Here is a 10,470-nt window from a genome sequence, read left to right on the forward strand (position 1 = left end):
AATCAGGCGCCGGCCGCAGGCTCAAGGGCGGATCTCACTGCGATCGCGACACATTCCGAAGACCCATTCTGCAACAGGCTCCAGAATATCGGCCCGGCCATCGACATCCTCGCCCACCAGGGCATCGGAGGATTTCTTCGCCACCAGCGTGATGCGGTCGTCATGGCCGTTGCGGGCGATGATCCGGCGCGCGGCATCGGCCACCATCGGGTTCATCTCGAAGGTCGTCACCCGCCCCGCGCCGGCCCGCGCCGCCATCATCGACAGAATGCCGCTGCCGGTGCCGATTTCCATCACATGGCTTTCCGGCCCGACCGCCCGCTTCAACGCCGCCTCATAGGCATCATTGCGCACCTGATCGCGCACGATGCCGAAATGCCATTTGGGCACGCTGCGGGCCAGAAGATCCCGCGCCAGCATCACCACCTCCGGCTGATCGGCGCCAACCTCCAGGGCGTGAAGACAGGCCGCATGAGCCTCGTCCTTTTTTCCCTTCGCCCACAGCACCGCTGCCAGGCGGACGAGCGGCAAGGGTTTGTCGTGAAGCTGCCTCGCAAGGCTGTCGGCGCTGATCGTCATGCGGAACAGGATCCTGGCATCAATGGGCGGTGTATCGCCGGTGATCATGTCGCGATCAGCGCCCATAGACAACTGCCTTGGCGATCCCGACCGGACCGCCGCTCAAGGGCTGCGGCGCCCCTGGCGTCCGGTGGCGCCCTGCATGCGACATGTCGACAAGAATTTATTGACAAAATGTCGGAAAAATAATTTTGTCGCAACACGGTGTCAAATACGACACCAGCAGGCACCGTCTGGGGAGACGGTGCCGCGCAGCCGGGCGCGCGGCCCGGATTGGCAGCAGACACGGGAGCGCCGATGCCGCATTCCAGCCGGGATTCTCTTCTGGACGTGCGCTCGCTCAGCGTCCGCTTCGGCACGAGCCGGGTCGTGGATGAGGTGTCGTTCACGGTCGAGGCCGGCCGCACCCTTGCCATCGTCGGTGAAAGCGGCTCGGGCAAATCGGTCACGTCGCTCGCGATCATGCGGCTGATCGACCATATAAACGGCACCATCGACCAGGGCCGGATCCTGTTCGATGCCGGGGGCCGGCAGGTCGATCTGGCGCGGCTTGGCACCGACGAGATGCGCAAGGTCCGCGGCAAGGATATCGCGATGATCTTCCAGGAGCCGATGACCTCGCTGAACCCGGTCTTCACCATCGGCGACCAGATCGCCGAGGTGCTGATGCTGCATGAAGGCACTTCGAAACCGGCGGCGCTCACCGCCGCGCGCGAACTGCTCGATATGGTGCGGCTGCCCGATGCGGCGGCGATGCTGAAGCGCTATCCGCATCAATTGTCGGGCGGCATGCGCCAGCGGGTGATGATCGCCATGGCCCTGGCCTGCCGGCCGAAGCTGCTGATCGCCGACGAACCCACCACCGCGCTGGACGTCACCATCCAGGCCCAGATCCTGACCATCATCCGCGATCTTCAGAAGACGCTGGGCATGGCGGTGATCTTCATCACCCATGACATGGGCGTGGTGGCCGAGGTCGCCGACCGGGTGGTGGTGATGTGGCGCGGCCGCAAGGTCGAGGAAGGTGCCGTGGCCGATATCTTCGCGCGGCCGGCACATCCCTATACCCGCGCCCTGCTGTCGGCGGTTCCGGCGCTGGGCTCGATGACCGGCGAACCCTTCCCGAAGCGCCTGCCGCTGACGATCATGGATGGCGAGCAGTCGCGCGTGGTGGGGGTCGAAACCGTGCAGGACACCGCCCGCTACGATCAGCCGCCGATCCTGACCCTGCGCAATCTGGAAGCCCGCTTCGACGTGAAGCGCACCCTGCTGGGCCGGGTCACCCACCGGGTCCATGCGGTCGAGGCGGTCGATCTCGATCTGTGGCCGGGCGAGACCCTGTCGCTGGTGGGTGAAAGCGGGTCCGGCAAGTCGACCATCGGCCGCACCATCCAGCAGCTTCAGGATCCGACCGGCGGCGAGGTGATGTTTGAGGGCCGCTCGATGGCCGCGATGTCGGCGGCCGAGCGCCGGCGCCTGCGCCGGCATGTGCAGTACATCTTCCAGGATCCCTTCGCCTCGCTCGATCCCCGCCGCACGGTCGGCTTCTCGATCGCCGAGCCGATCACCACCCACGGCCTGATCGACGGTGCCGCCGCGATCCGCTCGCGGGTCGGCGAGTTGCTGGAACGCGTCGGACTGGACCCGTCCGTCGCCGGGCGCTATCCGCATGAATTCTCCGGCGGACAACGCCAGCGGATCTGCATCGCGCGCGCGCTCGCCTCCCGGCCGAAGCTGATCATCGCCGACGAGGCGCTGTCGGCGCTGGATGTGTCGGTTCAGGCCCAGATCATCAATCTGCTGATGGAGTTGCAGGCCGACGAGGGGCTCGCCTATCTGTTCATCAGCCATGACATGGCGGTGGTGGAAAAGATCAGCCACCGCGTCGCCGTGCTCTATCTGGGCCAGATCGTCGAGCTTGGCAGCCGCGCCGCGGTGTTCGAGCGCCCCATGCACCCCTACACCCGCAAACTGCTGTCGGCGGTGCCGGTGGCCGACCCGACCCGGCGCCCCGACCGGCCGATGCTCGATGGCGAGATCCCGAGCCCGGTGCGCCGCGTCGGCGATCTGCCCGATATCGTGAAACTTCAGGCCGTGGCCGCCGACCATATGGTGGCCCAGGCAGTATGAACACCAGCGGCATCAAGACCGCAGGCTGCGACCTGATATCGAGGCCCACGTCCACGCGTACACTCCTGTGGAGACGATCATGAAACACCTCCGGACCACGAAGCGTCTGCTACTGTCCGCGGCGCTGGCCGCAGCCCTGCCGCTTGGCATGACCGCCGGCGCCCAGGCGGCCGGCAGCCTGACCCTGTCCTCGCCGCAGGATCCCGGAAGCTGGGATCCGATCGATACCTTCCTGGTGAACTGGTCGTCGGTCGCCACCAACATCTATGACGGTCTGGTCTATCGCGGCCCCGACCTGAAGCTTCAGCCGGCGCTGGCCACCGAATGGCAGGTGCTGGATGAAGGCAAGCGCCTGCGCTTCAAGCTGCGCGAGGGCGTCACCTTCCACAATGGCGAGCCGTTCAACGCGAACGCGGTGAAGTTCACCTTCGACCGCCTGCTGGGTGAAGATGGCAAGAAGGGGCCGCAGCGTTCGAACTATACGGTCATCGACCGGATCAACATCATCGACGACACCACGGTCGACTTCGTGCTGAAGCAGCCCGATCCGGTGCTGCTGACCAAGCTTTCCGGCTATGGCGCGATGATCATGCCGCCGAAATATGTGGCGGAGCACGACGAGGCCTATGTCAACGCCAACCCCGTCGGCACCGGTCCGTTCCGGATGACCGCCTATGACCCCAAGGTCTCGGTGACGCTGGAGGCCTTCGCCGATCATTGGGGCGGCGCGCCCAAGCTCGACACCGTCACCTATCGCTTCATTCCCGAGCCCGCGACCGCGGTTGCCGAATTGCAGGCCGGCCGGGTCGATATCGTCGTGCCGCCGACCATCCCGATTTCGATGGTCGACACCATCAAGGCCGATGACCGGCTTGAGGTGGTCAGCGTCACCAGCCCGACCGTCTATGCGCTGCGCTTCAACACCCGCGACGGCATCACCGCCGATGCGCGCGTGCGCAAGGCGCTGATCATGGCCGTCGACCGCAAGACGATCATCGACGCCATTCTGGGCGGGCAGGCCAGCCAGATCGCCAGCTTCCAGTCGGAACTGTCGTTCGGCTACGACCCGGCGATGAAGCCGCTGGCCTATGATCCCGAGGCGGCGAAGGCGCTGCTGAAGGAGGCCGGCGTGGCGCCGGGGGCCGCGGTTCAGATCGATATCCGCGGCAATGACGCCACCTTCGCCGAGGTGTCACAGGCGGTGGCCAGCTATCTGGGCATGGTCGGCGTCACCGCCACCATCAAGCCCTATGAGACCAATGTCCTGTTGAACGACATCATCCCGCAGGGCAAGTCGGGCGCGATGTTCCAGCAGAAATGGGGCGGCTGGACGCTCGACTACGACAACACCGCCTATCTGATGTACCACACCGGCGAACGCTGGAACCCCTATGACTCCGACCCGAAACTCGACGCCCTGCTTGAGCGTCAGCGCTCGATGACCGATCCGGCGGCGCGTGAGAAGGTGTTGCAGGGCATCGCCGCCTATGCGGCCGACCGGGCACTTGAGATGCCGCTGTTCAATCTGAACGAGATCTTCGGCGTCTCGAAGCGGGTCAAGGGCTTCGTCGCACCGCCGGATAACCGCATCCGCCTGACCGACGTCACCGTCGACTGACGCAACAACGCCACCACCCATCGTCCCATGATCCATCCGCCAGGTGCCCCCGCCCCTGGCGGATGGGCCGCCGCTCATCCGTCCGGAGGCTGCCCCTTGGCCGGCTTTCTGCTCAAGCGCCTGCTTCAGGCGGCATTCGTCCTTTTCGCCGTCACGCTGACGGTGTCCTTCGCGATCCGTCTGACCGGCGATCCGGCGCTGATGCTGTCGCAGGGTGCCGGCAGCCTGACGCAGGAGGATCTGGACAACATCCGTCAGGCGCTGGGCCTGAACGAGCCCTTCCTGTCGCAATATCTCGATTTCGTCACCGGGTTGTTCACCGGCGATATGGGGCGCAGCTTTCTCGGCGGCACCTCGGTGTCGCTGCTGATCGCGAAGGCGCTGCCGGCAACGCTGGCGCTGGCCTTCACCTCGATGATCGTGTCGATCGCCATCTCCATCCCGCTTGGCATCCATGCCGCCGTCAATCGGGGGCGGGGCGTCGATCAGGTCATCCGCATCCTGTCGCTGACCGGGCTGTCGTTTCCGAATTTCTGGCTGGCGATCATGCTGGTGCTGATGTTCTCGATCACGCTGCGCTGGCTGCCGCCATCGGGCATGGACGGCATCGCCAGTTTCGTGATGCCCGCCGTCACCATGGGCATCATCCTGACCGCGACCAATGTCCGGCTGGTGCGCTCCGCCATGCTCGAAACCCTGCGTGCCCAGTATGTGCAGGTGGCGCGCGCCAAGGGCCTCAGCGAGCGCAAGGTGCTCTATAAACACGCGCTTCGAAACTGCGCCATACCGCTGGTCACCTATTTCGGCCTGCAATTCGGCGGCCTGCTGGGCGGCATCGTGGTCATCGAGCGGGTGTTCAACTGGCCGGGGCTGGGCACGCTGGCCTTCGATGCGGTCGCCGGCCGCGACTATCCGGTGTTGCAGGCGGTGATCACCGTTCTGGCGCTGCTGATCGTCGCCATCAACCTGCTGGTCGATATCGCCTATGGGCTGATCGATCCGCGCATCCGCACCCGCTAGGAGACCCCCATGGCAAGCGCCCGCCCGCAGACCCGTCGCGGCCCAGGCCTGGAACTGGTTCTGGGTGTCATCCTGGCCGGTGGCATGACCGCCCTGGTCCTGTTGTCGCCGCTGCTGTTTCCCGATGGCGGCGAGACAATCAACCTGATGGCCCGCCTGACCCTGCCCTTCCAGAGTTGGGCACATCCGCTGGGCACCGATCCGCTGGGCCGCGACGTGCTGGCGCGGGTGGTGAACGGCGGCAAGATCTCGCTGCTGGTCGGCTTCACCTCCGTGGCCGGCGCCGTGGCCATCGGCGTGGTGATGGGGCTGATCGCCGGCTATTACCGCGGCATTTCCGACATGGTGGTGATGCGCTTCGCCGATGTGCAACTGGCGCTGCCCTTTATTCTGCTGGCCATCACCTTCATCGCCATCGTCGGTGGCGGGCTCGTCAACACCATCATTCTGCTGATCGCCTCGCAATGGGTGCAGTATGCGCGGCTGGTCCGTGGCTCGGTGCTGTCGCTCGCCGACCGCGAATTCATCCATGCCGCCCGCGCGATCGGGGTGCGCGACATCCGCATCCTGTTCATCCACCTGCTGCCCAATCTGGCGGGGCCGGTGGTGGTGCTGATGACCCTGAACGTCGCCACCAACATCCTGCTGGAAAGCTCGCTCACCTTCCTGGGGCTTGGTGTCGATCCCACCATTCCAAGCTGGGGCGGCATGCTGGCCGATGGCCGGACCTATCTGCAGAACGCGTGGTGGGTCAGCGTGTTTCCCGGTCTCGCCATCCTGTTGACCGTGCTGGGCCTCAACCTGCTGGGAGACTGGCTGCGCGACCGGCTCGACCCCACCGGCCGCACCCAGGCCTGACGGATATCACGCCCCTATGACCCTGCTCATCGACCAGACCTTCCCGCGCACGCTCGACCAGTTGCTCGCCCGCTATGCCACGCCCGACTGGCAAGGCGCCACGCTCGATACCTGGCTGTTCGAAGACACGGCGTCACGGCGCGCAGCCGAGGCACGGTTCCGGGCCGCCGGCATCACCGCCCGGCTGCACCCGGCCTATAAGCCGCTGATCGGCCTGTTCATGGAAGATCCGCGCGCGGCCGGGCCGTTCGCGCGCGTCGACGTCAGCTATCCGGTGGTCCCGCCGGCAGGCGACAACCGCTTCCGGCTGGAAGCCTATCCGCTGGCCGGCATGCTGGGCGAGGCGGCCGTCGGCCTGAGCGCGCAAGGCGCCTCTGACGCCTCGCACCCCGCCTATCAGGTCCGGCTGGAAGCGGCCGACGGCGCCGTCACCAACCTGTCGGTGCCGGCGCCCAACCATCTGGCGCCCGATCACCTGGGCGAGATGCGCCTGTCGCCCACCGGCTGGCTGCGCGTCAGCCACCCCGATGGCCGCCGGATCGATGAACGCCTGCCAACCGATTATGAGACCCTGTTTCACCGCGCCATGGCGGTGATCGCCGATCACGACTGGGGTCAGGACGAGCCGTTCTTCGAGGCGCTGGAGATCCGCATCGATCTGCCGGGCCGGGATATGGCGCTGCCGGTCGGCGAGGAAGCGGTCAGCCTGCATGAAGCGCTGCACGAAGAGCTATATTTCTCGGTGCTTGAGCATATCCAGCGCCGGACCGGCCGGCCGGTCGGCGCCCGCGACATCCAGCCCGGCCAGATCCTGCCCGATATCCGCGCCAGCGACGGCACCATCCGGCTGCGGATCGAGACCCGCCCCCTCGACATGGGCGAGGCCGACTGGCCCGACCAGCCGCTGCACGGCGCCGAGGCGCCCTTCGGCATGGCGCGGATCCGCGCCGAACTCGACCGGATCGGCGGGCGGGTGTTCACCGCCGGGTCGCGCGCCGGCCGGACGGTGCCGGCGCGCTATATCGCCGGCAGCGACCATCCGGTGATGATCAGCGGTGGCCAGCATGCCAACGAGGTCTCAGGGGTTGCCGGCGCGCTGCGCGCCGCCGCCCTGCTGGCCGAACGGCCAGGTGCGCATGTCACCATCGCCCCGGTCGAGAACCCCGACGGCTATGCCCTGCACCGTCGCCTTGCCCGCACGCAGCCGCGCCACATGCACCATGCCGCGCGCTATACGGCACTGGGCGACGATCTGGAATACCGCCGCGCCGATGGTCTGCCCTATGAGGCGGCGATCCGCGCCGAGGCCCTGGCCCTCAGCGGCGCGCGGCTGCATCTGAACCTGCATGGCTATCCATCGCATGAATGGACCCGGCCGCTGACCGGCTATGTCCCGCGCGGTTTCGAGATGTGGACGGTGCCCAAGGGCATCTTCCTGATCCTGCGCCACCACCCCGGCTGGGAAGCGCCCGCCCGCACCCTGCTCACCCGGGTGACAGCGGCGCTGGCGCAGATCCCGGCCCTCGCCGCCCTCAACGCCTACCAGATCGCCCTCTACGAAATCCATGCCGGCCGCCTGGATTTCGAGGTCATCGACGGCATCCCCTGCATGGTCTCGGAACACGCCACCCAGGCCCCCGCCGTTACCCTGATCACCGAATACCCCGATGAAACCGTCTATGGCGACGCCTTCCGCCTGGCGCATGACGCCCAGTCGCGGGCGGTGCTGGCGGCGTATGAGGCCTGGCAGGAGGTCATGGGGGATGCGGATCAGGCTCTGAACGGCGATTGAACCTGCCGGCATCGCGCGGGGGGCGGCCGGGCGGTCCGGCCTGCGCCACGATCGGCTTTACAGGTGCGCGCCTGCAATGATCATACTGTCGTCATGCGGATTTCAGATGATCATGGCGTCGGTCATATCGACATCCGGGCCCTGCGCTTTCTGGCGCTGGTTCTGGAGCTGCGAAACATCACCCGCGCCGGCGAGGTGATGGGATTGAGCCAGCCGGCCGCCAGCCGACTGCTGGCGCAGTTGCGCCGCGCGCTCGGCGACGATCCGCTGCTCGTCCGGACCAGGACCGGCTATGTTCCCACCGTCCGCGCGGCGCGGTTGATACCGCATCTCGCCGAAACGCTCGCGGCAACCGACCGGCTGTTCTCCGGCGACAGGTTCGATCCGGCGACATCGACACGGCAGGTGCGTGTCGCCACCACCGATTATGGATCGGCGGTGGTGCTGACCGGGCTGGCGCGGGATCTGGCCCAGAGCGCGCCGGGCATTTCGCTGGAGGTGCGGCCATGGACCACGCACACCCTCGACGACCTCGAAAGCGGCCATGTCGATGTCGCGCTCTATACCGATGATCCTCTGCCGGCGGGCTTTCATCATCAGGCCTTGTTCGAGGAACGCTTCGCCTGCGTCGTGCGGCATGATCATCCGGTGCTGGCACATCGCGACCGGCACGGCCATGTGGCTGCCGCCCGGCTGGCCCGGCTGCCGCGCGTGCGTCTGTCCTATATAGACGGCACCAGGACCGAAATCGACGATCCGCTGGCGGCCTTCGGCGGCGATATCCTGGCGGCCTTCGGCGGGGGCACGACTGGCACTTTCACCACGCCGTATTTTCTGTCGGGGCCGCTGCTGTTGACCGGGTCGGATCACGTGCTGTGCATCACGCGCCGCATCGCCGATCTGGTCGCCGCCATGGCCGGGGTGGTGGTTCTCGATCTGCCGGAAGCGGGCGGCTTCACCTATTGCATGATCTGGCACGACCGCACCGATACGGACGACGGCATGACATGGCTGCGCCGGCGCATCCTGGCCGGCGTTGCCTGACAGTTGGCCTTCATGCGAAAACCTGATGGCGATGACCCGACCTTGGTCATAGCCCGCATGCCCAGGGGCCGTGTAAACCCGCAGGACAGGAACACATGCCGTTCCAACTGTCGATGTGAGGCTGACATGCGCGTCTTCGTAACAGGATCGACCGGGTTCATCGGCTCGGCGATCGTCAGGGAACTGCTCGCCGCCGGCCACAGCGTGCTGGGGCTGGCCCCGACCGACAGGGCGGTTGCGACGCTCCACGCCCTGGGTGCCGAGGCCCATTCCGGCGACATCACCGACCCCGCCAGCCTTGCCGCGGGCGCCACCGGCTGCGATGGCGTGATCCATGCGGCCTTCATCCACGATTTCACCGCCTATGCGGCCGCGGCCGAAGCCGATCGGCTGGCCGTGACCGCAATGACCGACGCCCTGGCGGGGTCGAACAAGCCGGTCATCGCCACCTCGGTGACCGTGCTGTTGCCAGGTGGTCGGCCGGGCTGCGAAACCGATGCGCTTGCCCCTGAAGGCCCGCTCGGCGCGCGCGGCGCCTCGGAACGGGCGGTGCTTCGGGCGGCCGAGACCGGCCTCCGGACCGCCGCCATCCGGATTCCCGCCTCGGTTCACGGCGCCGGCGATCACGGCTTCGTACCGGCCTTGATCACCCTCGCCCGCGAGAAGGGCTTCGCCGCCTGCATCGGCGACGGCACCAACCGCTGGCCGGCCGTGCACCGCGCCGATGCCGCGCGCCTGTATCGTCTGGCCGTGGAATCCGCCCCGCCGGGCGCGGTGCTGCACGCGGTTGCCGAAGAGGGCATCACCCTGCGCGACATCGCAACCACCATCGCCACCCCCCTCAACCTGCCGGTCCGCCACCTCGACCCCGCCGACGCCGCGGCCTATTTCGGCTGGCTGACCCCGTTTGTATCGCTCGACAATCCGGTCTCAAGCACGATCACGCAGCAATCGCTGGGCTGGCATCCAACCGGCGCCGGCCTGCTCGACGACATGACAGGGAGCGGGTATTTCGCTTGAAACCTATAGCTGTGGTGGGGATTGGGATAAAATGCCTCGACAATGAGGGTTGACCCACAATAACCGCTCAGAATTTGTAGGAGACGGTCAGCCCACCAAAGAGAACGCTATCGTCCTTGCTGATCGGGCTATCCGCCGCATCACCGATCAACTGAGAGTATTCGATCATCGTGAGAATCTCCCAGTTTTCGAAGACGGGATAGACGAAGCCGAGTTCCGCACCGACGGCTTTAAAGCCAGACTTTGGGTTGAACCGCGCCAGGCCGGAGCGCGCCGACTGCGTCGGGTTGATACCGAAGTAGCTATCCATGTACTTGTCGTCCGACCAGGAGGCTGTCGCGCAATGAGCGCGGCGGGCTGGTTTAGAGCGTCACCGTCGCCTGGGACGGCGTGAGGCGGCCCGTCCTCC

Annotated in this window: 8 protein-coding genes and 1 pseudogene; 7 read left to right on the forward strand and 2 right to left on the reverse strand. The window is 66.6% G+C overall.

Annotated elements, in window-relative coordinates:
• Positions 1-21 precede the first annotated feature (21 nt).
• Positions 22-579: a 50S ribosomal protein L11 methyltransferase gene (locus IEW15_RS23900; RefSeq protein ID WP_188582791.1), complete on the reverse strand. Its 558-nt coding sequence runs from the start codon at positions 577-579 to the stop codon at positions 22-24.
• Positions 580-876: 297 nt separating this feature from the next.
• Between IEW15_RS23900 and IEW15_RS23905 the strand changes: the two genes are divergently transcribed.
• The 7 genes from IEW15_RS23905 to IEW15_RS23935 all read left to right on the forward strand — a co-directional run bounded on the left by IEW15_RS23905 (position 877) and on the right by IEW15_RS23935 (position 10,061).
• The gene (locus IEW15_RS23905) at positions 877-2,709 is read left to right on the forward strand and encodes an ABC transporter ATP-binding protein (protein ID WP_188582793.1); all 1,833 of its coding nucleotides are present in this window, start codon (positions 877-879) and stop codon (positions 2,707-2,709) included.
• A gap of 79 nt (positions 2,710-2,788) precedes the next feature.
• Entirely contained in the window at positions 2,789-4,327 is a 1,539-nt protein-coding gene (locus IEW15_RS23910) for an ABC transporter substrate-binding protein (RefSeq protein ID WP_188582795.1), read from the forward strand.
• A gap of 96 nt (positions 4,328-4,423) precedes the next feature.
• A complete protein-coding gene (locus tag IEW15_RS23915) occupies positions 4,424-5,347 on the forward strand; it encodes an ABC transporter permease (protein ID WP_188582797.1) in 924 nt (307 codons plus the stop codon).
• Between the two features lie 9 nt (positions 5,348-5,356).
• On the forward strand, positions 5,357-6,205 hold the full coding sequence (locus IEW15_RS23920; protein ID WP_188582799.1) for an ABC transporter permease: 849 nt from the start codon (positions 5,357-5,359) through the stop codon (positions 6,203-6,205).
• A 16-nt stretch (positions 6,206-6,221) separates the two neighbouring features.
• Positions 6,222-7,997, forward strand: a complete 1,776-nt coding sequence (locus IEW15_RS23925) for a M14 family metallopeptidase (protein WP_188582802.1) — start codon at positions 6,222-6,224, stop codon at positions 7,995-7,997.
• A 93-nt stretch (positions 7,998-8,090) separates the two neighbouring features.
• Positions 8,091-9,041 carry a LysR family transcriptional regulator gene (locus tag IEW15_RS23930; protein ID WP_188582804.1) on the forward strand — a complete coding sequence of 317 codons (951 nt, stop codon included), beginning with the start codon at positions 8,091-8,093 and terminating at the stop codon, positions 9,039-9,041.
• 126 nt (positions 9,042-9,167) lie between these two features.
• Positions 9,168-10,061 carry an SDR family oxidoreductase gene (locus IEW15_RS23935; protein WP_188582806.1) on the forward strand — a complete coding sequence of 298 codons (894 nt, stop codon included), beginning with the start codon at positions 9,168-9,170 and terminating at the stop codon, positions 10,059-10,061.
• A 67-nt stretch (positions 10,062-10,128) separates the two neighbouring features.
• On the opposite strand, the pseudogene IEW15_RS23940 reads toward IEW15_RS23935, so the two are convergent.
• Positions 10,129-10,389 (reverse strand): annotated as a pseudogene (locus tag IEW15_RS23940) (MipA/OmpV family protein); the annotation flags it as partial.
• Between the last annotated feature and the right edge of the window lie 81 nt (positions 10,390-10,470).

This window comes from Tistrella bauzanensis (assembly GCF_014636235.1).
Lineage (GTDB): Bacteria > Pseudomonadota > Alphaproteobacteria > Tistrellales > Tistrellaceae > Tistrella > Tistrella bauzanensis.

Bases quoted from the DNA above. Each gene is read 5' to 3' on its own strand.
- IEW15_RS23900 (WP_188582791.1), bottom strand. From the start codon at position 579: ATGACGATCAGCGCCGACAGCCTTGCGAGGCAGCTTCACGACAAACCC.
- IEW15_RS23905 (WP_188582793.1), top strand. From the start codon at position 877: ATGCCGCATTCCAGCCGGGATTCTCTTCTGGACGTGCGCTCGCTCAGC.
- IEW15_RS23910 (WP_188582795.1), top strand. From the start codon at position 2,789: ATGAAACACCTCCGGACCACGAAGCGTCTGCTACTGTCCGCGGCGCTG.
- IEW15_RS23920 (WP_188582799.1), top strand. From the start codon at position 5,357: ATGGCAAGCGCCCGCCCGCAGACCCGTCGCGGCCCAGGCCTGGAACTG.
- IEW15_RS23925 (WP_188582802.1), top strand. From the start codon at position 6,222: ATGACCCTGCTCATCGACCAGACCTTCCCGCGCACGCTCGACCAGTTG.
- IEW15_RS23930 (WP_188582804.1), top strand. From the start codon at position 8,091: ATGCGGATTTCAGATGATCATGGCGTCGGTCATATCGACATCCGGGCC.
- IEW15_RS23935 (WP_188582806.1), top strand. From the start codon at position 9,168: ATGCGCGTCTTCGTAACAGGATCGACCGGGTTCATCGGCTCGGCGATC.